General features: G+C 65.1%; 22 protein-coding genes. 9 read left to right on the top strand and 13 right to left on the bottom strand.

Going from position 1 to position 20,535, the window contains the following annotated elements:
* Window positions 1-193: 193 nt before the first annotated feature.
* The 4 genes from GB927_RS16265 to GB927_RS16280 form a co-directional block, all read right to left on the bottom strand.
* Window positions 194-1,366, bottom strand: a complete 1,173-nt coding sequence (locus GB927_RS16265; protein WP_256118227.1) for an ABC transporter substrate-binding protein — start codon at window positions 1,364-1,366, stop codon at window positions 194-196.
* A gap of 140 nt (window positions 1,367-1,506) precedes the next feature.
* Entirely contained in the window at window positions 1,507-2,562 is a 1,056-nt protein-coding gene (locus tag GB927_RS16270) for a 3-carboxy-cis,cis-muconate cycloisomerase (RefSeq protein WP_256118228.1), read from the bottom strand.
* Window positions 2,563-2,609: 47 nt separating this feature from the next.
* Window positions 2,610-3,137 carry a GNAT family N-acetyltransferase gene (locus GB927_RS16275; protein WP_256118229.1) on the bottom strand — a complete coding sequence of 176 codons (528 nt, stop codon included), beginning with the start codon at window positions 3,135-3,137 and terminating at the stop codon, window positions 2,610-2,612.
* A 16-nt stretch (window positions 3,138-3,153) separates the two neighbouring features.
* Window positions 3,154-3,732 carry a helix-turn-helix domain-containing protein gene (locus tag GB927_RS16280; protein WP_256118230.1) on the bottom strand — a complete coding sequence of 193 codons (579 nt, stop codon included), beginning with the start codon at window positions 3,730-3,732 and terminating at the stop codon, window positions 3,154-3,156.
* Window positions 3,733-3,873: 141 nt separating this feature from the next.
* Between GB927_RS16280 and GB927_RS16285 the strand changes: the two genes are divergently transcribed.
* On the top strand, window positions 3,874-5,124 hold the full coding sequence (locus GB927_RS16285) for an MFS transporter (RefSeq protein ID WP_256118231.1): 1,251 nt from the start codon (window positions 3,874-3,876) through the stop codon (window positions 5,122-5,124).
* Window positions 5,125-5,185: 61 nt separating this feature from the next.
* Window positions 5,186-7,018: a translation elongation factor 4 gene (gene lepA / locus GB927_RS16290; RefSeq protein WP_256118232.1), complete on the top strand. Its 1,833-nt coding sequence runs from the start codon at window positions 5,186-5,188 to the stop codon at window positions 7,016-7,018.
* Between the two features lie 33 nt (window positions 7,019-7,051).
* Here lepA and GB927_RS16295 read toward each other — a convergent pair whose 3' ends face one another.
* The 3 genes from GB927_RS16295 to GB927_RS16305 all read right to left on the bottom strand — a co-directional run bounded on the left by GB927_RS16295 (window position 7,052) and on the right by GB927_RS16305 (window position 9,159).
* Window positions 7,052-7,270: a hypothetical protein gene (locus GB927_RS16295; protein ID WP_256118233.1), complete on the bottom strand. Its 219-nt coding sequence runs from the start codon at window positions 7,268-7,270 to the stop codon at window positions 7,052-7,054.
* A 104-nt stretch (window positions 7,271-7,374) separates the two neighbouring features.
* A complete protein-coding gene (locus GB927_RS16300) occupies window positions 7,375-8,121 on the bottom strand; it encodes a F0F1 ATP synthase subunit A (RefSeq protein ID WP_256118234.1) in 747 nt (248 codons plus the stop codon).
* A gap of 315 nt (window positions 8,122-8,436) precedes the next feature.
* On the bottom strand, window positions 8,437-9,159 hold the full coding sequence (locus GB927_RS16305) for a pyridoxamine 5'-phosphate oxidase family protein (protein ID WP_256118235.1): 723 nt from the start codon (window positions 9,157-9,159) through the stop codon (window positions 8,437-8,439).
* 40 nt (window positions 9,160-9,199) lie between these two features.
* On the opposite strand from GB927_RS16305, the gene pdxR reads away from it, so the two are divergent.
* Window positions 9,200-10,630: a MocR-like pyridoxine biosynthesis transcription factor PdxR gene (gene pdxR / locus GB927_RS16310; RefSeq protein WP_256118236.1), complete on the top strand. Its 1,431-nt coding sequence runs from the start codon at window positions 9,200-9,202 to the stop codon at window positions 10,628-10,630.
* Here pdxR and GB927_RS16315 read toward each other — a convergent pair.
* The 4 genes from GB927_RS16315 to GB927_RS16330 all read right to left on the bottom strand — a co-directional run bounded on the left by GB927_RS16315 (window position 10,627) and on the right by GB927_RS16330 (window position 13,492).
* Window positions 10,627-11,352, bottom strand: coding sequence for a type 1 glutamine amidotransferase (locus GB927_RS16315; protein WP_256118363.1), 726 nt, complete (start codon window positions 11,350-11,352; stop codon window positions 10,627-10,629). The genes pdxR and GB927_RS16315 overlap by 4 nt on opposite strands.
* 206 nt (window positions 11,353-11,558) lie before the next feature.
* A complete protein-coding gene (locus GB927_RS16320) occupies window positions 11,559-11,735 on the bottom strand; it encodes a hypothetical protein (protein WP_256118237.1) in 177 nt (58 codons plus the stop codon).
* 98 nt (window positions 11,736-11,833) lie between these two features.
* Window positions 11,834-12,262: an RbsD/FucU family protein gene (locus GB927_RS16325; protein ID WP_256118238.1), complete on the bottom strand. Its 429-nt coding sequence runs from the start codon at window positions 12,260-12,262 to the stop codon at window positions 11,834-11,836.
* Window positions 12,263-13,492 carry an ROK family transcriptional regulator gene (locus GB927_RS16330; RefSeq protein WP_256118239.1) on the bottom strand — a complete coding sequence of 410 codons (1,230 nt, stop codon included), beginning with the start codon at window positions 13,490-13,492 and terminating at the stop codon, window positions 12,263-12,265.
* A gap of 276 nt (window positions 13,493-13,768) precedes the next feature.
* Here GB927_RS16330 and GB927_RS16335 point away from each other — a divergent pair, with 276 nt between their 5' ends.
* The 5 genes from GB927_RS16335 to pyrC all read left to right on the top strand — a co-directional run bounded on the left by GB927_RS16335 (window position 13,769) and on the right by pyrC (window position 18,667).
* Window positions 13,769-14,794, top strand: coding sequence for a sugar ABC transporter substrate-binding protein (locus GB927_RS16335; protein WP_256118240.1), 1,026 nt, complete (start codon window positions 13,769-13,771; stop codon window positions 14,792-14,794).
* A gap of 264 nt (window positions 14,795-15,058) precedes the next feature.
* Entirely contained in the window at window positions 15,059-16,159 is a 1,101-nt protein-coding gene (locus tag GB927_RS16340; protein WP_256118241.1) for an ABC transporter permease, read from the top strand.
* Between the two features lie 8 nt (window positions 16,160-16,167).
* Window positions 16,168-16,947 carry an ATP-binding cassette domain-containing protein gene (locus GB927_RS16345; RefSeq protein ID WP_256118364.1) on the top strand — a complete coding sequence of 260 codons (780 nt, stop codon included), beginning with the start codon at window positions 16,168-16,170 and terminating at the stop codon, window positions 16,945-16,947.
* Window positions 16,944-17,567, top strand: a complete 624-nt coding sequence (locus GB927_RS16350) for a nucleoside triphosphate hydrolase (RefSeq protein WP_256118242.1) — start codon at window positions 16,944-16,946, stop codon at window positions 17,565-17,567. The genes GB927_RS16345 and GB927_RS16350 overlap by 4 nt, the downstream gene beginning before the upstream one ends.
* A 59-nt stretch (window positions 17,568-17,626) precedes the next feature.
* Window positions 17,627-18,667, top strand: coding sequence for a dihydroorotase (gene pyrC / locus GB927_RS16355; RefSeq protein ID WP_256118243.1), 1,041 nt, complete (start codon window positions 17,627-17,629; stop codon window positions 18,665-18,667).
* Window positions 18,668-18,724: 57 nt separating this feature from the next.
* Here the strand turns inward: pyrC and GB927_RS16360 are convergent, their stop codons facing one another.
* Window positions 18,725-19,486 carry a Crp/Fnr family transcriptional regulator gene (locus GB927_RS16360; protein WP_256118244.1) on the bottom strand — a complete coding sequence of 254 codons (762 nt, stop codon included), beginning with the start codon at window positions 19,484-19,486 and terminating at the stop codon, window positions 18,725-18,727.
* Between the two features lie 189 nt (window positions 19,487-19,675).
* Here GB927_RS16360 and GB927_RS16365 point away from each other — a divergent pair, with 189 nt between their 5' ends.
* Entirely contained in the window at window positions 19,676-20,074 is a 399-nt protein-coding gene (locus tag GB927_RS16365) for a response regulator (protein WP_256118245.1), read from the top strand.
* On the opposite strand, the gene GB927_RS16370 is transcribed toward GB927_RS16365, so the two are convergent.
* The gene (locus GB927_RS16370) at window positions 20,065-20,514 is read right to left on the bottom strand and encodes a DoxX family protein (RefSeq protein ID WP_256118246.1); all 450 of its coding nucleotides are present in this window, start codon (window positions 20,512-20,514) and stop codon (window positions 20,065-20,067) included. The genes GB927_RS16365 and GB927_RS16370 overlap by 10 nt on opposite strands.
* Between the last annotated feature and the right edge of the window lie 21 nt (window positions 20,515-20,535).

The raw sequence follows: 20,535 nt of genomic DNA on the forward strand, positions 1-20,535 counted from the left end.
CGTGCCGGGTCGGGTGGATCCTCGGGTCAAGCCCGAGGATGACGGTGGGGAGGAGAGGTCGCAAGCCCAACGAAGGCGTCGGCTAGCCGTGCGGCATGCAAAGCGATCGCCCTGATCCGCCATCGCTCTTCTTCGTCATCCTCGGGCTTGACCCGAGGATCCACATCCCAAGCGCAACCCCACGAAAATAGGGCTACTTCGCCGCCGCCAACCCGGGGTCGCCCTGCTTTTCAAACGTCTGGATTTCCTTGTTGTAATACGTCCCATCCTCCGCTTTGGCCACTTCGCGCAGATAGATGTTCTGCGTGATGTGCCGGCTCTCGGGGTCGATCGTCACCGGCCCGCGCGGGCTTTCCCAGGAGAGGCCTTTTACGGCATCGACGGCCTTGGCCGCGTCCTGCTCGCCGCCGGTCGCCTCGATCATCTTGTAGATGACATGCATGCCATCATAGGCGCCGACCGCGGGGAAGGAGAGTTCGGCGGGGTTGCCGATCGCCTTGGCGGCGGCTTCGACGAATTTCTTGTTTTCCGCGGAATCGTGCGAGACGGCGTAGTGGAAGGTGGTCTGGAGGCCAAGGGCTGCCTCGCCGAGCGCCGGCAGGTCGGATTCCTGCGTCAGGTCGCCCGGCGCGAAGAATTTGATGCCGGCATCCTTGAGGCCGTTTTCGTTGAAGGCCTTGACGAAGCCGAGCGTCGTCGGGCCGGAGGGCAGGAAGGCGAAGACGCCCTCGGCGCCCGAATCCTTGATGCGCTGCATGATCGGCGAAAAGTCGTTGGTCTGGAGCGGCATGCGGATCGCCTCGACGACCGCGCCGCCCGCCTTCTCGAACCCGGCCTTGAAGGCGGCTTCGGCGTCGACGCCCGGACCATAGTCGCTGACGACGGAAATGACCTTCTTCGTGCCGCCGTCGAAGGCGACCTTGGCGATCGGCGTGGAGGTTTGCCAGGTGGTGAACGAGGTGCGCACCACGAAGGGGCTCTTGGTGACGATGGCCGAGGTGGCGGCGTTCATCACCACCATCGGCACGTTCGCCTGTTCGAGCAGCGGCGTGGCGGCCATGGCATCCGGCGTGAAATAGAAGCCGGCTAAATATTGCACACCTTCCTTGACGACGAGTTCCTGCGACAGCGCCTTGGACTGGGCGGGGTCGGCGGTCGGGATGTCGCGGTAGATGATCTCGATCGTATCGTCGCCGACCGTGCTGCCGTTCAGCGCCATATAAGCGTCGATGCCGGCCTTGAAATTCTTGCCCTGGAGCGCGAAGGGGCCGGAAAACGGCCCGACGACGCCGACCTTGATCGTATCGGCCTGGGCAACGCCGCCCATGAGTGCCGCCGCCAGCGCGGCGATCGCAAATTTCTTCATGTTTTCCTCCCTGATGGGCCGGCCTCCCAGCCGTTGCCCGGTCCAGTCGCAAAAGAGCGTTTTGCCAGATTGCCAGATGAAACGGTGATGTAAAATGAAAATATCCGTAAAATTCATAACTTATAAATTATGAATTTGACCTATACCGCCCCCAGCCGCTTGACGGAGTCGATGAGCTCGCCGGCAAGGCGAAGGGATACGCCGGTGGCGGCGACCATCTGCGGCAGGATCAGCCATTCGAGCGTCCAGGCTGCCCCCGAACGCTCCTGCTCGTGCACCGCGGCCTGGGCGAGCCCGCCGAGTTGGGCGGCATTGAAGCGCGCGAGTGTGACGAGCACTTCGGCGCCGACCGGGTTCTGCTTGTGCGGCATGGCGGAGGAAGCGCCGCCGCCAACAAGCGCGATCTCGTCGCCGCGATCGGCCATTAGCGCGACATCCTGGCCGAGCTTGCCGAGGCTGCCGGTGATGGCCACGAGGAGTGCGGCAAGGTCGCCGATCCGGTCGCGCTGGCTGTGCCACTGGGGGGCATCGGCGAGGCCGAGTTCGCGGGCGAGCGCCGCGCGCACCGCGCGCCCCTTGGCACCGAGCTTTTCCAGCGTGCCGGCCGCGCCGCCGAATTGCACCGCGAGGCCGTCCTTGGCGAAGTCTTTCAGCCGGCCGGTGTGGCGCGCGAATGGTGACCGCCATGATTCGATGCGGCCCGCGACAGTGATCTCGATTGCCGCCTGCATGCGGGTGCGGCCCATCAGCGGGCGATTGCCAAACTCGGCGGCGAGGCCATCGAGGCTGGCGGAAAGCGCCTCCAGCCGGCCTTCGAGGATCGGCAGCACGCGCGCGAGCCGCAGCATCAGCCCGCTGTCGATGACGTCCTGGCTGGTAGCGCCGACATGGACGTGTTTGCCGTGCGGCTCGCCGACGGCGGCGCGCAACTGGCGCACCAGATCCGGAATGACGACGCCGTCGCGGGCGGTTGCCGTCCGCAGGCTCGCAATGTCGGGGGAGAAGCGGTGCGCAGTGTCCGAAATCGCCAGGGCGGCGTCCTGCGGGATCACGCCTTCTGCCGCCTCCGCCTTTGCGAGCGCCACCTCGAAGGCGAGCATGGCTTCCAGTTCGGCAGCAGCCGAAAACAGCGCGGCGATTTCGCCGTCACCCAGGAGACCGGAAAGATAAGGGTGGTCGAAGGGAGAAAAGGTCATGGGTCCCGTGTCCATAAAAGAGGTGGAACGGGGTTTGGCACTGAAGCCTACGCGCCCTCCCCGATCCGCTTGTAGAAAAACGTCGTCGCACAATAGCTTCCATCGGGGTAGAGCGCATAGTCCGGAATGACACCGGCGCGTTGCCAGCCGAGCTTCTCGTAGACGGTTTCGGCGGGACTGCCGGTGGCAGTGTCGAGCACGAGCACGGTCTTGCCACGCCGGGCGGCTTCCGTTTCGGCGGCTGTCATGAGGGCGCGGGCGAGGCCGCGGCCGCGCTCGCTTTCCATCACCAGCAGCTTCTTCACATCCGCCCGGTGCGGCTGGTTCGGCATCTGGCGAATGCCGACCTGCACGGTGCCGACGATGCGGCCGGCACGCTCGGCGGCAAAAAGCAGGGTCGCATCCTCGCCGACCGCGGCGGCCACACCCTCCCAGAAGGGCAGCGCATCGGCCGGCCCATAGGGTGCCATGAAGCCGACGGAGGCGCCGCCGGTGACGCAATCCGACAGCACTTCTGCAAGCTCGCCCAGCCGGGCGCGGGTTTCCTCATGATCGAGCAGCCTTATGTCGCTCATCGTTTCCTCGACTATCTCAGTTGCGGCCGCGGTCCAGCACCACGGCATAATGGGCCGGCTCGGTGCCGGGGTTTTCGAAGACATGACCCTCGGTGATGCTCATGTAGAGGCAATCGCCGGGGGCGAGGTCGTGTACCGTTCCGGCGATCGTCATGCGGAGCGTGCCGGAAAACAGCCATACATGCTGCGTCATGCCCGCCTTCGCCGTCTCCGGCGGATAGGCGATGCGGGCGCCCGCCGGAAATTCCACGTCGACCACCTCGACGCGGGACGCCGTGCTCGGCGGCGAGACGGCGCGGCGCTGGTAGCCCGTCTCCGGATCGCGCCAGACGGTCTGTTTCTCGCGCCGCGACAGCGGTTCGCCGTCGCCTTGCGAAAAGGCGAAGAAGGCGGAGAGCGTCAGGTCCAGCGCGGCGCAAAGCCGTGACAGCAGCTGCGCCGTCGGGCTCGCCTCGCCGCGTTCGATGCGCGAGATCATCGCCCGGCTGACGCCCGAGGCGCTTGCGAGGTCGTCCAGCGTCTGGTCGCGCGCGGTGCGCAGCAGCCGCAGCCGCTCGCCGATGGCGCTTTCCAAGGGGTCAGTTTCGTTTTCCATTATTATGGAATAATTCTCTCTTATAATGGAGTCAACGGGCATGACCCGATCTGAAAATAAATTCCGCTCATGCCGCTCCGGCGACAATGCGACACCGGGCGGGCGGATAAGGTGGCGCGGCAGAATCGGGAGGACGGACGGATGACAGGTGAGACGCAACGGGCATCGTCGCTCTTCTCCATCACCGCCATCGTCGTTTCGATGACCTTCGTGGCCATCGGCAACGGCATCATGCTCGCCTATGTGCCCTATGTCCTGTCGCGCGCCGTCGCACCCTCCTGGGCGCCGGGTGCCGCTGTCACGGCCATCGCCTTCGGCGGGCTCGTCGGCTGCGTCATCGCCGGCCCGGTCATCCGGCGCGTCGGCCATGCCCGCGCCTTCTCCTGCTCTCTCGCCCTCGTCATCATCGCCGCCTTCCTCGTGGCGCTCGGCGTCAACCCGCTCCTCTGGGTGCTCGCGCGCTGCATCTATGGCATGGCGGGCAATTCCAACTTCATTATCACGCAGAGCTGGCTGAACCATGCGGCCGACAACCGCTGGCGCGGCAAGGCCATGTCGTTCTTCTACATGGCCTATGTGCTGGGCCTTGGCGTCGGCGCATGGCTGTTCGGGCAGATGCCGGCCGACGGCAACCTCGCGCCGCTCGTCACCATCTTCGTCACCACCATCGCGCTGCTGCCGATCGGCCTGACTCGCCTGCCGACGCCGCCGGCACCCGCCCGCGTCAGCGTCGATTTCGCCATGACGTGGCGCAATTCGCCGGTGGCGCTGATCGGCGTTCTCGCCGCCGGCGGCCTTTCCATGGTCGTGCAGGGTTTTACACCGATCTATGCCGCCACCAACAATGTCGGCCAGACGGACGTCGCGCTCCTGATGTTCGTCATGCAGTTCGGCCTGATCTTCGTGCAATATCCGCTCGGCACGCTGTCCGACCGCATCGACCGGCGCATCGTGCTGATCTTCACCTGCCTTTTGATCGCAGGCACGGCGGTCGTGGCGCTTTTCGTCTCCTTCCAGGCGTTCTTCATCCTGATGCTGGTCTTCGCGCTGTGGGCCGGTGCGGTCGAAAGCGTCTATTCGATCGCCAATGCGCATGCCAACGACCGCACGGACCCGGAGGATTTCGTGCCGCTCGCCTCCACCCTGCTCGTCGCCTGGTCGGCGTCCGCGACCCTGGTTCCGCTGGCGGTGACGGCGCTCACCCCCATCTACGGACCCAAGACCTTCATCTATGCCGCGATGGCCGTAGCACTCCTCTACGCCGCCTTCGTCGCCCATCGGCTGCGCCGTCGCGAGACCGTGCCGGTGGCGGCGCGGGAAAGCTTCGAAATCAGAAGTGCGCAGGTGCCGAATGCCGGTGCGCTCGTCGAGGGCGAAAACGCCCGGGAATAGCGGACATCCCGGTCATACAACGGTTCATTTACCGCTTTGCGGGAATCTCGGCCGCTGCTATATGGCGCGCATGAGCACCAAATCTTCGACGCCCCTCGACCATATCCGCAATTTTTCGATCGTGGCCCATATCGACCACGGCAAATCGACGCTCGCCGACCGTCTGATCCAGACGACCGGCGGCCTTGCCGCGCGCGAAATGTCGGAACAGGTCCTCGATAACATGGATATCGAGAAGGAACGCGGCATCACCATCAAGGCGCAGACGGTGCGCCTGCACTATGTCGCCAACAATGGCGAGACCTACGTCCTGAACCTCATCGACACGCCCGGCCATGTCGACTTCGCCTACGAAGTGTCGCGCTCGCTGTCGGCCTGCGAAGGTTCGCTTCTCGTGGTGGATGCCTCGCAAGGCGTCGAGGCGCAGACGCTCGCCAATGTCTACCAGGCGATCGACAACAACCACGAGATCGTGACCGTCCTCAACAAGATCGACCTGCCGGCGGCCGAGCCTGACCGCATCCGCGAGCAGATCGAGGAGGTCATCGGCATCGACGCATCGCAGGCCGTGCTGATTTCGGCCAAGACCGGTCTCGGCATTCCCGACGTGCTGGAGGCGATCGTCCACCAGCTGCCCGCGCCGAAGAGCGAGGGCGGCGAGACCGCGCCGCTGAAGGCGCTTCTCGTCGATAGCTGGTACGACACCTATCTCGGCGTCATCGTGCTCGTGCGCATTCTCGATGGCGTGCTGAAAAAGGGCCAGACCATCCGCATGATGGGCACGGACGCGAAATACCAGGTGGAACGCGTCGGCGTCATCACACCGAAGATGGTCACCGTCGAGGCGCTCGGCCCCGGCGAGATCGGCTTCATCACCGCCTCCATCAAGGAAGTGGCCGATACCCGCGTCGGCGATACGATCACCGAGGACAAGCGCCCGACCGCCCACATGCTGCCGGGCTTCAAGCCCGCGCAGCCGGTGGTGTTCTGCGGCCTGTTCCCGGTCGATGCCGCCGACTTCGAGGACCTGCGCGCCGCCATGGGCAAGCTGCGCCTCAACGACGCGTCCTTCTCCTTCGAAATGGAATCGTCGGCTGCGCTCGGCTTCGGCTTCCGCTGCGGCTTCCTCGGGCTGCTGCATCTCGAAATCGTTCAGGAACGCCTCGAGCGCGAATTCGATCTCGACCTGATCGCGACGGCACCCTCGGTCGTCTACAAGCTGTTCATGAATGACGGCTCGGAGCGCGAGCTACACAACCCGGCCGACATGCCGGATGTCGTGCGGATCAAGGAAATCCATGAGCCGTGGATCCGCGCCACCATCCTGACGCCGGACGATTATCTCGGCGGCATTCTAAAACTCTGCCAGGACCGTCGCGGCATTCAGGTGGAACTCACTTATGTCGGCACCCGCGCGATGCTGACCTACGACCTGCCGCTCAACGAAGTTGTTTTCGATTTCTACGACCGGCTGAAATCGATTTCCAAGGGCTATGCTTCGTTCGACTACCAGATCACCAACCATCAGGAAGGCAATCTGGTGAAGATGTCGATCCTGGTGAACGGCGAACCGGTCGATGCGCTGTCGATGATGGTGCACCGCATGGCGGCTGAAAAGCGCGGCCGCGACATGTGCGAGAAGCTCAAGGAGCTGATCCCGAAGCACATGTTCAAGATCCCGATCCAGGCCGCCATCGGCGGCAACGTGATTGCCCGCGAAACCATCTCGGCGCTGCGCAAGGACGTGACCGCCAAGTGCTATGGCGGCGACGCCACCCGCAAGCGCAAGCTGCTCGACAAGCAGAAGGCCGGCAAGAAGCGCATGCGACAGTTCGGCAAGGTGGAAATTCCGCAGGAAGCCTTCATCGCGGCGCTCAAGATGGGCGACGAATAACAAAGGGAGGCTCTGGCCTCCCTTTTCTTTGCGCTAATCCCGCTTGATGGTCGCGAGGACCTCCCAGAGGTCCGCGCCCGTCTCGAAGACGGCGGCGTTGGCGCGGAAGCCGATTTCGGCGGAGACCAGATCGAGCATATCCATTGCCGGATCGCCGGTGCCGCCGGCGATGTTGCGGGCGGCCGTGCCGGCCCGCGCGGTTTCCGTCGCCATGCCCTGGCGGGCCGTGGTCATGATGCCGGTGATCTGCATTGCGGGGGCCTCGTTGGTGCAATGCCTTTCTACGGCATGGGCCTTTCCATCGCGTGAACGGGAAAATCCCGACCCTGTGCCGTTTCGGCACGGCCGGGTCTGTCTCAGTGGCCGGGATGCAGCGCGTCGTTCAGATACATGCAGGTCAGCATGGTGAAGACGTAGGCCTGGATGATCGCCATCAGCAGTTCCAGCGCCGTCAACGCAACCGTCATGGCAAGCGGCAGCACCGCGCCCAGCATGCCGAGCGTGCCGAGGCTGGCCATAGAGACGACGAAGCCGGCGAAGACTTTCAGCGTGATATGGCCGGCCAGCATGACGGCGAAGAGGCGCACGGAATGGCTGACAGGGCGGGAGAGATAGGAAATCACTTCGATCGGCACGATGATCGGCGTCAGGATCAGCGGCACGCCCTCCGGCACGAACAGTTTCAGGAACCCGGCACCGTGCCTGAACAGGCCGTAGAGGGTGACCGTGGCAAAGACCAGCATGGCGAGCGCGAAGGTGACGATGAGGTGGCTCGTCACCGTGAAGGCATAGGGGAACATGCCGACGAGGTTGGCGACGAGGATGAATAGGAAGAGCGAGAAGACCAGCGGGAAGAAGCGCATACCCTGCTCGCCCGCATTGGCCCGAAGCGTCGCCGCGACGAATTCATAAGCCATCTCGGCGCTCGCCTGTAAGCGCCCGGGCACCAGCCCGCGCCGGCGCGTGGCGAGGAGCAGGAAGGCGCTGGCGGCCACGACGGTCAGCACCATATAGGCGGCGGAATTGGTGAAGCTCAGGTCGAGCCCGCCGATCTGGAAGGGCACAAGCGGCTTGATCTCGAATTGCTCAATGGGTCCGGCCATCGGATTTCCTTGGAAAGGCAGCAGGACGCACGGAGAATGCGCGTGCCGTGATCGCGGCGCGGCGATTCACGACACGCGACAGGCGTGCGGCTGATTTTGGAACGGTAGGGAGTGAAGGGTTCACGCGGGGCCATCCTATCTCGACTGCGAGATAAGGGGCCGTCCCCGGAACGAACAAGGCGCTGGTCGTCCAGCGCGCGGGTTCTCTAACGGCTGCGCGCGCCGGTGGCAAGCCATCCTGCCACCGGCCGCGATCACGCCTGCGTCATCCCAGCCGAAACGACGCCGGTCCTGCCGCCGTCTCTTGGTAGCCGGCTAAGCGTCTTCGTAGGCGTCCTGGCCGGCGAGGAGCGACGTATCCAGTCGTGCGCCCGGCGGGAAAAGGCCGAGCATTTCCGGCGGTTCGACGCCTTCTACGAGCCGGGGACAGGTTTCGACGGCGCCGAGCACGGTCGTCACGGGAATGACGCCGGCCCAGATCGGCAGGGCGAAATCCGCCTCGTCGTCGCCGACGCCCTTGGCGCGCACCTTCGCGGCGGCCTCGTCGATCGGCATCGCGATGATCGTCGTCGCCTTGGCCTCCTGCGACGTGATGGGGCGCAAGAGGGCGCTGCGGCCGGGATAGAAGCGATCGACGACGTCGCGCATCGCCTCGATCTTTTCGTCAGAATCCTCGACGAGGCGTGCAGTGCCGAAACACATGGCAGAGCGGTAGTTGGCCGAGTGGTTGAAGCCGGAGCGCGCCAGCACCAGCCCGTCGAGATGGGCGACGGTGAGGCAGGCGGGCGTGCCGGCCTTGAGATGGCGCAGCATGCGGCTGGCCGACGAGCCATGCCAGTAGAGCGTATCGCCCTTGCGCCAGAACAGCGTCGGCGTCGCATAGGGCTGGCCGTCGATGACATAGGCGACGTTGCAGAGCATGGCTGCATCGAGGATGGCGTGCACGGCCTGGCGGTCATAGCTGCCGCGCTCATGCATGCGCTTGACGCGGTTGCGCGGGGTGATGGGATAGGCGGCGGTGTCGGTTTCTGCACGCATGCGGTCTTGCCTTTCAAACAGGGTGCCGCCATGGTGCGTCATGCCATTGGATCGAAAAAGCACCAATCCTGACCAAAAAATTCGGACCAATCTGCCGGACTGGTCGTCGCTCATTCCCGTGCTGCCGGCGGCGGGCAAACGCACGCCGGCGCTCTATCGGGAACTGCGCCGGCTGATCGAGGCGGGGACCATTCCGGCGGGCAGCAAGCTGCCGCCGTCGCGTGACCTTGCGGGACGGCTGAAGATCGCACGCGGCAGCGTGGTCGCCGCCTTCGAAACGCTGATCGCCGAAGGTTATGCCGTGGCGCGCACGGGCGCCGGCACCTTCGTCGCCGACCGGGTGCCCGTCGTGAAATCCACTCTGCCGGTGGAAACCGAAAACACCGAGGCGAAAATGCCGCTGCCCGGCACGCTTGGCGTGGCGATGGCCGATGCGCGCACGCTTAACCTGTTCCGCACGCTGCTGGCGCGCCATCTTGCCCGCCCCGGCCCGGAACACTTTTATTATGGCGATCCGCGCGGCGGCGCGGCACTCCGCCAGGCGGTCGCCGCCTATCTCCGGCAGGCACGCGGCGTGCGCTGCGAGGCGCGGTCGATCGTCATTACGACCGGCACGCAGCAGGGCATCGACCTCGTCATCCGCAGCGCGCTTCAGCCGGGCGACCGGGTGATGGTCGAGGACCCCTGCTATCCGAGCGCACGGGCCGCCTTTGCCGGCGCGGGCCTCGGCCTTTCCGGCCTCGCGGTGGATGCCGAGGGCGCCGACATATCGCTCGCGACGGCGGGGGCGCGGGCGATCTATGTGACGCCGTCGCATCAGTTTCCGCTCGGCGTGACCATGAGCATGCGCCGCCGGCTCGCCCTCATTGACTGGGCGCGCGAGACCGGCGGCTGGATCATCGAGGATGACTATGACAGCGAGTTCCGCTTTGCCGGCCCGCCGCTCGCCGCCATGCAGGGCATGGACGACAGCGGCCGCGTCATCTATCTCGGCACCTTCTCCAAGGTACTGTTTCCGGGGTTGCGCCTCGGCTATGCCGTCATCCCGGATCCGCTGCTCGAAACCATCATGGCCCTGCGCAGCCGCACCGACCGCAGCCCGCCGACGCTTGCCGAAGCCGCACTGACCGACCTCCTGCGCGAGGGCCATTTCGCCGCCCATCTGCGCCGCGCCCGACGGCACGCGCAGGCGGCGCGCGATGCGCTGGTCGCGGGGCTTTCGGCGGCGAAAAACCTCTCGGTCGACGTGCCCGACCAGGGCCTGCACCTGGTCGCCGGCCTGCCTGATTCGCTTGCCGATACAGCGGCGGTGGAGATTGCGCGAAGGGTTGGTCTCGGTGTGCGAGCGCTCTCGTCCATGGCGGTCACCAACCCGCCGCGGCAGGGTCTGGTCATCGGCTTTTCCGGCTTTGCGCCGGAGGTGCTGCATGCCGCGGCGACACGCTTCGCCGCGGCAATCTCAAACAACTAGGCGACGCGGCGGGACTCGGCGGCGGCGATCGTCGCCACCCAGGCGCGGGCGATGGCAAGGCCGGTGGCGTCGGCGCCGGGGCCGTTTTCGGCGGCGAGCCTCTCGCGCTGTTCGAGCCAGCCGGGCGCAAGCGTCGGAATGAGGGCGCCGAACGTGCTCACCCATTCATCGACGACCGTGCGGCTCGCTTCGAAATGGAACTGCGTGCCATAGACGGCGCGGCCGATGCGAAAGGCCTGGTTTTCCGCAGCGCCGTTGGTGGCAAGCCGCACGGCGCCTTCCGGCATCGCAAAGGTGTCGCTGTGCCACTGGAAGATCGGGAAGCTGCTTGCCGCGGCCGAGAGAACCGGGTCGCCGGTGCCGTCCTTCGTCAGCGCGACCGTGCACCAGCCGAATTCCGGCGCCGTGCCGATGAGGTTTTCCGCGCCATAGGCGCGCGCCAGGAGCTGGCTGCCGAGACAGACACCGAGCACCGATTTTTCCGCATCGCCGAAGCGGCGCATCAGCCCGGCCAGCGCCGGCAGATAGGCGTGGCGTTCGTCGTCGCGGGCGTTCTGCGGGCCGCCCATCACGACGATGGCGTCATGGTTCGTCTCGTCGGCGGGGATGGCGTCGCCGGCATGCGGCCGGCAGATCTCGATCTCGGCGCCCGCCTCTTCCAGCGCGACACCGATCTGACCGAGAAGGGTCACCTTGTCGTTTTCCACCACCAGCACCCGCATGTGAAACTCCTGCTTTTCGATAGGACGCGACACAATCACGCCCTTTCGCTTCGTTCAAGGGTTTAGAGCGAAAACGCTCTATCTCCTTGTTGTACGCAATTCCGGACGCAAAACCGCTCCACACTTTTGCTGGAATTGCTCCTGAACAGAAAGAACCCGGCTCTTTCGAGCCGGGCAAGGCGGGGAGGATCGGCGGAAGGAAGAAATCAACGGCAAACCTTGATCTTCTTGATGATAACATTGCCGTAGTAGTCGTAGGACTTCACCTTCTTGATGAAGCAATAGGATTCATAGCCGTAGCTGTAGTAGCCGGCCTGCGAGGGAGCGGCGAAGGAAACGGCGGCGACGAGGGCAACGGTGGCGGAAACGATGAACTTGCGCATGGGGTCTCTCCTGATCTCTGTTAGGGATGAGCCTCTCTCATCCAGTGATCAGACTTTCCCACATCGCCCCGCCTCGCGCTGTTTCGGATGGAACAGGGTCAGGGATAGATGACGCCCTTGCGCAGGATCACATTTGCATAGAGCCGCGGCTCGCTCGTCTGCACCAGCGTATGGGCGGCGCGCACGCGATTGTAGAAATCGGCGCCGACCAGCGGCACAACGGTGCGCGTCGGCTCGCGGCGGGCGCAGCAATCGATGATCTCGTGGTGCACGGGCTGCAGCGTGTCGCGCTCCTGGCGGAAGGTGGAGCGGAAGATCGCCTCGTCGACGAAATCGTCGATCGGCAGCACCGAAAGCACGGCGTTGAGCACGGGCAACAGCGGCACGCCGTCGAGGCGGATGAGCCGGCGGGCATGTTCGACGCCCGGATAATTGCCGTCGACGATGGCGATCTCGTCGCCGTGGCCCATGGCACGCAGCGTGGCGAGCAGCTCCGGGCTCAGGATGGGGTCGATACCTTTCAGCATTCAGGCAAGCTCCTTGAAGAGGACGTTCTGGTCGGGAAGATAGCGGGAGAACAGCGGCAGGCTGGCCCCGCCGATCGAGCGGGCGTGGCTGCCGACGGCGCCTTCGAGGATTTCTGGCAAAGTGACGCCTTGCAGGTCGAGGCGGGCAACGGCGGCGCGCGTGGCGGCAACCACGCGCTCACGCACCCAGGCCGGGAAGCCGCCGTCGATGATGACGGCGGAAAAGTCGATGACGGAGGCCGACGCCACGACCGCCTGGGCGAGCGCCGCCGCCATGTCGTCGATCCAGATTTCGAGAGGCGCGCCGAATTCGATCCAGTCGTCCGGCGAATACCAGAGCGGTTTCGGATCGATGCCATGCTCGCGCAGAAGATTCTCCAGCCGGTAGATCGAGGCGATCTTCAGGAGCTGCACGGTCTCGCCGTCGCGACCCTGCACGGGCAGCGGGCCAATGGCGCCGGCCGTGCCGGTGCGACCGGTGAAGAGTGCGGAATTCAGCACCACGCCGCCGCCGATGAAGGAGCCGATGAACAGATAGAGGAAATCCGGATATTGCGGGCCGAGGCCGAAGACGAGCTCGGCGGCGCAGGCGCTGGTCGCGTCGTTCTGCAAGACGACCGGATAGGGCACGCGCCGGGCGATCTCCGCCTCCAGGTCGACGCCGCGCCATTGGTCCATGTCGGCCTGCGGCGCGCCCACCTCGCTTGCCCAGCTCCAGAGCTCAAAGGGGGCAGCGACGCCGAAGCCGGCGATGCGGGCGCGCTCCTGCGGGGTGATCGCCGCCTCCAGCTCGGCAAGCCCCTCTTGCACGAAGGCGAGCAGCGGGCCGGGCATAGGATAGGCGAAGGTACGGCGGACCTGCCGGCGGATGCCGCCAACGAAATCCATCATGACGAGATCGGCGCTGCGGCGGCCGATCTTCAGGCCGAAGGAATAGACGGCATCCGGATTGAGCCGCATCGGCACGGAGGGCTGGCCGACCTTGCCGCGCATCGGCGCGCCGCGCATCAGCAGGCCTTCCGCCTCCAGCGCGCGCATTATGACCGTCACGGTCTGGGCGGAAAGGCCGCTGCGCCGGGCGATCTCGGCCTTGGAAAGGCTGCCGTGCCGACGCACCAGCGACATGACCAGGCGCTCGTTATAGGCCCGCACGCGCACCTGGTTGGCGCCCCCGCTCGGGTCGAGGATTTCGGCCGGCGCGGCGGGTGCCGTCGCGGCATTCTTTCTCATCGTCTCCTCCCGTGCCGGTCGCGGCGTCCTGCGCCTCTCCCGTCCTCTTATCGGCTGCCGTTCCGCTCTTCCACCGGAAACGACACGCCCTTGTTTTGCTGGAGCATGACACATTGGATTAATAATTCAATTCGATTTATTTATTGACAGCGATTTCTTTTGGTGCTCTTTTCACGGTCGGAAGCGAGGTCTGCCGGCGGAGGAGCTGCTGGCCACCCTGCGACCGGATGGCCCCAGGAGAGGGGCGCATCCCGTTCTGTCCTTGGGAGGATTACCATGAAGAAAACCATCATTTCCGCCGCTCTCGGCGCGCTCGCGCTCGGCGTCGCCTTCTCCTCGCCGGCTCTCGCCGCCGACACCACCGCCTGCCTGATCACCAAGACCGACACAAACCCCTTCTTCGTCAAGATGAAGGAAGGCGCCGAAGCCAAGGCCAAGGAAATCGGCGTGACGCTGAAGGCCTATGCCGGCAAGATCGACGGCGATTCGGAAAGCCAGGTCGCGGCAATCGAGACCTGCATCGCGGACGGCGCGAAGGGCATCCTGATCGCCGCTTCCGACACGAAGGGCATCGTTCCCTCCGTGCAGAAGGCGCGTGATGCCGGCCTGCTGGTCATCGCGCTCGACACGCCGCTGGAGCCGGTCGACAGCGCCGACATGACCTTCGCCACCGACAACCTGCTCGCCGGCGAGCTGATCGGCAAGTGGGCTGCCGCCACCCTCGGCGACGCCGCCAAGGACGCCAAGATCGCCTTCCTCAACCTGACGCCCTCGCAGCCTTCGGTCGACGTGCTGCGCAACCAGGGCTTCATGAAGGGCTTTGGCATCGACGTTAAGGACATCGGCAAGATCGGCGACGAGGACGATGCCCGCATCGTCGGCCATGACGTGACCAACGGCAACGAGGAAGGCGGCCGCACCGCCATGGAAAACCTTCTCCAGAAGGATCCGACCATCAATGTCGTGCACACCATCAACGAACCGGCAGCAGCCGGCGCCTATGAAGCGCTGAAGGCCGTCGGCAAGGAAGGCGACGTGCTGATCGTATCAGTCGACGGCGGTTGCCCGGGCGTGCAGAACGTCGCGGACGGCGTCATCGGCGCGACCTCGCAGCAGTACCCGCTGATGATGGCGGCGCTCGGCATCGAGGCGATCAAGAAGTTCGCCGACACCGGCGAAAAGCCGAAGGCCACCGAAGGCAAGGACTTCTTCGACACGGGCGTGACGCTCGTGACCGACAAGCCGGCAGCCGGCGTCGAATCCATCGACACCAAGGCCGGCAAGGACAAGTGCTGGGGCTGATGCTCCACCACGCCGGCCCGAGCTGACCGGGCCGGCATTCCGCTACGGACGGATGGGGTCCGCGTGAAACGCACCCTGCTTTGACATTCGCACAAGACATGGGCACCCTTCTTCGGCAGGCGACGGCGACAGCCGGGACCGCTTGGGGAGGAGACCGCCCAAAAATGGCGGCAGGTGCGCGAAAAGCGCCCGATCGGTGCGTCCGTACACCATTTCATCCGGCAAGCCGCGACGGTCGGCACCCGGAAGGGGAGGAACTGGATCATGACTGAGACAACGACGGCCTCGCAGGGTTCGCAACCCTCGCAGCCATCGCAGGAATTCGAGAAGGTGCTGTCCGGCAGCGCGACGCAGGTCGCATCCTTCGACACGCACGACAAGACGCCCATCCAGAAATTCCAGCATTTCCTGCATTCGAGCCCGGCGGCCGTGCCGCTCATCGTGCTCGTGCTGTCGGTGGCCATCTTCGGCGTCATTCTCGGCGGAAAGTTCTTCTCCGCCTTCACGCTGACGCTGATCCTCCAGCAGGTGGCGATCGTCGGCATCGTCGGCGCGGCGCAGACGCTGGTGATCCTGACGGCCGGCATCGACCTCTCGGTCGGCGCGATCATGGTGCTGTCCTCGGTCGTCATGGGCCAGTTCACCTTCCGCTACGGCCTGCCGCCGACGGTCGCCGTCCTCTGCGGGCTCGCCTGCGGCGCGCTCTGCGGCTATATCAACGGCCTGCTCGTCGCCCGCATGAAACTGCCGCCCTTCATCGTCACGCTCGGCATGTGGCAGATCATCCTCGCCTCGAACTTCCTCTATTCGGCCAATGAGACGATCCGCTCGCAGGACATTTCCTCGCAGGCGCCGCTCCTCCAGTTCTTCGGCAACAACCTCAAGCTCGGCAGCGCGGTCTTCACCTATGGCGTCATCGCCATGGTGCTGCTCGTGGCGCTGCTCTGGTACGTGCTGAACCACACCGCCTGGGGCCGCCATGTCTATGCGGTCGGCGACGACCCGGATGCGGCGGAACTCGCCGGCGTCAACGTCAAGCGCATGCTGGTCTCGATCTATACGCTGTCCGGCCTCATCTGTGCGCTCGCCGGCTGGGCGCTCATCGGCCGCATCGGTTCGGTCTCGCCGACGGCAGGCCAGTTCGCAAACATCGAATCGATCACGGCCGTGGTGATCGGCGGCATCTCGCTGTTCGGCGGGCGCGGCTCCATCCTCGGCATGATCTTCGGCGCGCTGATCGTCGGCGTGTTCTCGCTCGGCCTTCGCCTCATCGGCACGGACCCGCAATGGACCTATCTCCTGATCGGCGTCCTCATCATCTCGGCAGTCGCAATCGACCAGTGGATCAGAAAGGTAGCAGGCTGATGGAACCCATTCTCACCGCTCCCATCCTTACGGCAAGAGGGCTCGTCAAGCGCTACGGCCGCGTCACCGCCCTCGACCATGCCGACTTCGACCTCTATCCCGGCGAAATCCTCGCCGTGATCGGCGACAACGGGGCCGGCAAATCCTCGATGATCAAGGCGATCTCCGGCGCCATCACGCCGGACGAAGGCGAAATCCGCCTGCAGGGCCAGGTGATCAACTTCCGCTCGCCGATCGAGGCGCGCAAGGCCGGCATCGAGACCGTCTACCAGAACCTCGCGCTGTCGCCGGCACTGTCGATCGCCGACAACATGTTCCTCGGCCGCGAATTGCGCAAACCGGGCGTCATGGGCCAATGGTTCCGCAAGCTCGACCGCTCGGCGATGGAGAAGTTCGCCCGCGACAAGCTTTCGGAACTCGGGCTGATGACGATCCAGAACATCAACCAGGCGGTGGAGACGCTGTCGGGCGGCCAGCGCCAGGGCGTGGCGGTGGCGCGCGCCGCCGCCTTCGGCTCGAAGGTCATCATCCTCGATGAACCGACGGCAGCGCTCGGCGTCAAGGAAAGCCGGCGCGTGCTGGAGCTCATCCTCGACGTGCGCCGGCGCGGCATTCCGATCGTGCTGATCTCGCACAACATGCCGCATGTCTTCGAGGTGGCGGACCGCATCCACATCCACCGGCTCGGCCGGCGGCTGACGGTCATAAACCCCAAGGACTACACCATGTCCGACGCCGTCGCCTTCATGACCGGCGCCAAGCTGCCGGCGGAGGCGATTGCGGCATGATCTCGCCCGCCACTATCGTGGATGCACTCCAGCGGCGCGCGGGGGACGCGCGCCGCTTCCTCGTCGGCCTCGCAGGCCCGCCGGCCGCAGGAAAATCGACGTTGGCCGAAGCGTTGCGCGACGGGCTCGTCGCCCGCGGCGAAAGCGCCGAAATCCTGCCGATGGACGGGTTTCACATGGACAACGGCATTCTCGCCGAGCGTGGCCTGCTGCCGCGCAAGGGCGCGCCGGAATCCTTCGACGGCCGCGGCTTCATCGATATCGTCACGGCGCTGAAACGGGCGGAGGGCGAAGTGCTGGTGCCGGTTTTCGACCGGTCGCGCGAGATCGCCATCAATGCCGCCCGCGCCATCCCGCGCGAAACCCGCTTCATCCTCGCCGAGGGCAACTATCTGCTCTTTAAGGAGGCGCCCTGGGACGGGCTCGACGGCAAGTTCGACTTCACCATCTTCGTCGGCCCGCCCTACCCCGTGCTGGAGGAGCGGCTGCGCCGGCGCTGGATGGGCTATGCGCTGCCGGAGGACCAGATCGGCTGGAAGCTCTACGGCAACGACCTGCCGAACGGAAAGCGCATCCTGGAGAACTCGCGCCCCGCCGATCTCACCATCGACACCTTCTGAGGCGATTGTCGTTGTCGCCCGCGGATGCTATCGCAGCCGCAACACGCGGGAGATGACCGATGACCACTGAACTGACCATCCGCCGGCCGGACGACTGGCACCTGCACCTGCGCGACGGCGCCATGCTGGAAGGCGTGATCGGCGACACGAGCCGCCATTTCGCCCGCGCGATCATCATGCCGAACCTGGTGCCGCCGGTCGTCACCACTGCGGATGCAACCGCCTATCGCGACCGCATCCTCGCCGCCCTTCCCAAGGGCGACCGGTTCGAGCCGCTGATGACGCTCTATCTCACCGAGCACACCAACCCCGACGACGTGGAAGCCGGCTACGAAAGCGGCCTGATCCGTGCCGTGAAACTCTATCCGGCTGGCGCGACCACCAATTCGCATGGCGGCGTGCGCGATATGGACAAGGCCATGCCCGTGCTAGAACGCATGGCGAAGATCGGCCTGACGCTCTGCGTGCACGGCGAGGTCACGACGCCGGAGGTCGATATCTTCGACCGCGAGGCCGTATTCATCGAGACGGTTCTGGACCCGTTGCGCACGCGCCTGCCGGAATTGCGCGTGACCATGGAGCACGTCACGACGAAAAACGGCGTCGATTACATTAAGGCCTCAAAGGCGAACCTCGCCGGTTCGATCACCACGCATCACCTGATCATCAATCGCAATGCCATCCTGGTCGGCGGCATCCGCCCGCATTATTATTGCCTGCCTGTCGCCAAGCGCGAGGAGCACCGGCTGGCGCTGCGCGCGGCCGCCACCTCCGGCGACAAGCGCTTCTTCCTCGGCACCGATTCGGCGCCGCATGTCGATCCGCTGAAGGAATGCGCCTGCGGCTGTGCCGGCATCTACACCTCGATCAACACGATGAGCTGCCTCGCCCATGTGTTCGAACAGGACGGCGCGCTCGACACGCTCGAAGCCTTCGCCTCGTTGAACGGCCCGGCCTGGTATGGCCTGCCGGTGAATGAAGAGACGATCCGGCTGGTGAAGCGGGCCGAACCCGTCGCCTTCCCGGCGAAGATCGAGACCGGGGCCGGGCCGGTGACGGTATTCGACCCGATGTTCCCGCTGCACTGGGACGTGGCCTGAGCAATTCCAGCAAAAGTGTGAAGCGGTTTTGCGTCCGGAATTGCGCCTATAAAAGCGCTAGATAAAGGGGCGCGCACCTTCTTTCAGCCCCTCCCAGCCGGCGAGAGCCTGAAGGCCGTCCCCGTCGAGGATTTCGCAGCCCTTGTCCTGCCAGCGCATTAGCTTGCGCTCTGAAAGCTTGCGCAGCGTCTTGTTGGTGTGCACCAGCGACAGGCCGAGCGTATCGGCGACATGCTGCTGGGTGATCGGAATGACGCGCCGGCCGCCGTTGACGCCGGCCGAATGTGCCCGCTGGTGGATGAAGGACAGGAGATAGGCCGTGCGCTCCAGCGCCGTGCGCCGGCCGACGCTGAGCAGATGCTCGTCGAGGATGCGCTCCTCGTGCGCGGCGATCCAGGTCAGGTCGTAGCCGAGCGACGCATGGCGCTCGAACAGGCGCTCCAGCTTGGAGCGTTCAAAGACACAGAGCGTCACCGGCGTCAGCGCCTCGACGGAATGGTCCATCTCCCCCATCAGGCTGCCTTGCAGGCCGAGCAGGTCGCCGGGCAGCACATAGTTCATGATCTGCCGTCGGCCATCGGGCAGCAGCTTGTAACGAAAGGCCCAGCCGGATAGCACGGTAAAGAGATGGGCGCTGTGCATGCCCTCGACGAGGATGGTGGCGCCGCGCTCGCTCGACAGTTCGCCGCTTTTGAACTGCGAGACGAAGTCGAGTTCCTTGGCGGAAAAATCGCGAAAGCCTGACAGGTCTCGCAAGGGACACTGATGGCAGGGCGTGCGCCATTTCGAGGGATGGTTGCCCGCCGTGCTGCTCGCCATATTGTTTTGCCCCTTCCGTTCGCAGCCCGGAGCGCCGGGCTGGCTTGCTGAACGTGAAGCGTGCACACTTGTTCCGTGCAGCGAAACACTATGTCTTTTTTAAATGACAGTGCACCGTCCTCAGCTCACATTCCGCCTCCAAAACCGCCGGTGATTCCGGCTGTTCGCATGGATGAGGAGTGCGGCGCCATGGAACCATCTCTTCCGCACATCTTGATCGCCGAACGCGAATTCCTGATTGCGCTCGACGCGGAATATCTGATCAAGGCGGCGCTCGATTGCCGCATTTCACTGCTGCGGCCGGAACAGCTCGACCAGTGGGATGCGGCGGCGCTGGCGGATATCGACCTGTGCCTGCTCGACGTGCCGCTTGACGCGACGCGGATCACGGCGCGTATCGAACGGCTGATCGAGGCGCGCGTGCCGCTTCTGTTCACCACCGTCGGCGAGATCCACCGCGATGGCGTCGCGGGCTTCGAGGTCATTCCCGTCGCCCGCAAGCCCTATGACGGCGAGACGCTGGTCGCGCTCGTCAAGGCGCGGCTGCGGGAAAGGCCACAGCCGCGCGAAGAGACGGATCAGAACTGACGGCCGAGCTTGGCGTCGACTGAGTGGCTGTTTGCGCCGCGGATGACGAAATAGAACATGATCAGCGCCCAGAGGATGGACTTTTCCGCGCCCATCAGGCCTTCGGCCTGCACGATGCCGTGGAAATAGACGGTGACGGCCAGCACGATCATCGCCGCGAAGGCGGCGGGGCGCGTGAAGAGGCCGATGGCGATCAGGATGCCGCCGAAGAATTCGGTGGCGGACAAGAGCGGCGACCAGAAGGCACCGGGATAGAAGCCGAGGCTTTCCACCATGCCGCTTGCGCCGAAGGGGTTCAGGATCTTGCCGTAGCCATGCGTGACAAGAAGCAGGCCGGCCGCCACGCGCAGGATCGTTTCCGCGCTTTCGCCAAGCGCCGAATAGATGCTGCCGAGCGAGGGGATGATGAGGCGCGGGCGGGAGGTGGAAAAGTCCGTCATGGGATGTCCTGTCTGTATGTT

This window comes from Shinella lacus, assembly GCF_010994755.1.
Lineage (GTDB): Bacteria > Pseudomonadota > Alphaproteobacteria > Rhizobiales > Rhizobiaceae > Shinella > Shinella lacus.

What these genes read in the sequence shown, in the direction of transcription:
- GB927_RS16265 (WP_256118227.1), bottom strand. Translation starts at nt 1,366, where the DNA reads ATGAAGAAATTTGCGATCGCCGCGCTGGCGGCGGCACTCATGGGCGGC.
- GB927_RS16270 (WP_256118228.1), bottom strand. Translation starts at nt 2,562, where the DNA reads ATGACCTTTTCTCCCTTCGACCACCCTTATCTTTCCGGTCTCCTGGGT.
- GB927_RS16275 (WP_256118229.1), bottom strand. Translation starts at nt 3,137, where the DNA reads ATGAGCGACATAAGGCTGCTCGATCATGAGGAAACCCGCGCCCGGCTG.
- GB927_RS16280 (WP_256118230.1), bottom strand. Translation starts at nt 3,732, where the DNA reads ATGGAAAACGAAACTGACCCCTTGGAAAGCGCCATCGGCGAGCGGCTG.
- GB927_RS16285 (WP_256118231.1), top strand. Translation starts at nt 3,874, where the DNA reads ATGACAGGTGAGACGCAACGGGCATCGTCGCTCTTCTCCATCACCGCC.
- lepA (WP_256118232.1), top strand. Translation starts at nt 5,186, where the DNA reads ATGGCGCGCATGAGCACCAAATCTTCGACGCCCCTCGACCATATCCGC.
- GB927_RS16295 (WP_256118233.1), bottom strand. Translation starts at nt 7,270, where the DNA reads ATGCAGATCACCGGCATCATGACCACGGCCCGCCAGGGCATGGCGACG.
- GB927_RS16300 (WP_256118234.1), bottom strand. Translation starts at nt 8,121, where the DNA reads ATGGCCGGACCCATTGAGCAATTCGAGATCAAGCCGCTTGTGCCCTTC.
- GB927_RS16305 (WP_256118235.1), bottom strand. Translation starts at nt 9,159, where the DNA reads ATGCGTGCAGAAACCGACACCGCCGCCTATCCCATCACCCCGCGCAAC.
- pdxR (WP_256118236.1), top strand. Translation starts at nt 9,200, where the DNA reads ATGCCATTGGATCGAAAAAGCACCAATCCTGACCAAAAAATTCGGACC.
- GB927_RS16315 (WP_256118363.1), bottom strand. Translation starts at nt 11,352, where the DNA reads ATGCGGGTGCTGGTGGTGGAAAACGACAAGGTGACCCTTCTCGGTCAG.
- GB927_RS16320 (WP_256118237.1), bottom strand. Translation starts at nt 11,735, where the DNA reads ATGCGCAAGTTCATCGTTTCCGCCACCGTTGCCCTCGTCGCCGCCGTT.
- GB927_RS16325 (WP_256118238.1), bottom strand. Translation starts at nt 12,262, where the DNA reads ATGCTGAAAGGTATCGACCCCATCCTGAGCCCGGAGCTGCTCGCCACG.
- GB927_RS16330 (WP_256118239.1), bottom strand. Translation starts at nt 13,492, where the DNA reads ATGAGAAAGAATGCCGCGACGGCACCCGCCGCGCCGGCCGAAATCCTC.
- GB927_RS16335 (WP_256118240.1), top strand. Translation starts at nt 13,769, where the DNA reads ATGAAGAAAACCATCATTTCCGCCGCTCTCGGCGCGCTCGCGCTCGGC.
- GB927_RS16340 (WP_256118241.1), top strand. Translation starts at nt 15,059, where the DNA reads ATGACTGAGACAACGACGGCCTCGCAGGGTTCGCAACCCTCGCAGCCA.
- GB927_RS16350 (WP_256118242.1), top strand. Translation starts at nt 16,944, where the DNA reads ATGATCTCGCCCGCCACTATCGTGGATGCACTCCAGCGGCGCGCGGGG.
- pyrC (WP_256118243.1), top strand. Translation starts at nt 17,627, where the DNA reads ATGACCACTGAACTGACCATCCGCCGGCCGGACGACTGGCACCTGCAC.
- GB927_RS16360 (WP_256118244.1), bottom strand. Translation starts at nt 19,486, where the DNA reads ATGGCGAGCAGCACGGCGGGCAACCATCCCTCGAAATGGCGCACGCCC.
- GB927_RS16365 (WP_256118245.1), top strand. Translation starts at nt 19,676, where the DNA reads ATGGAACCATCTCTTCCGCACATCTTGATCGCCGAACGCGAATTCCTG.
- GB927_RS16370 (WP_256118246.1), bottom strand. Translation starts at nt 20,514, where the DNA reads ATGACGGACTTTTCCACCTCCCGCCCGCGCCTCATCATCCCCTCGCTC.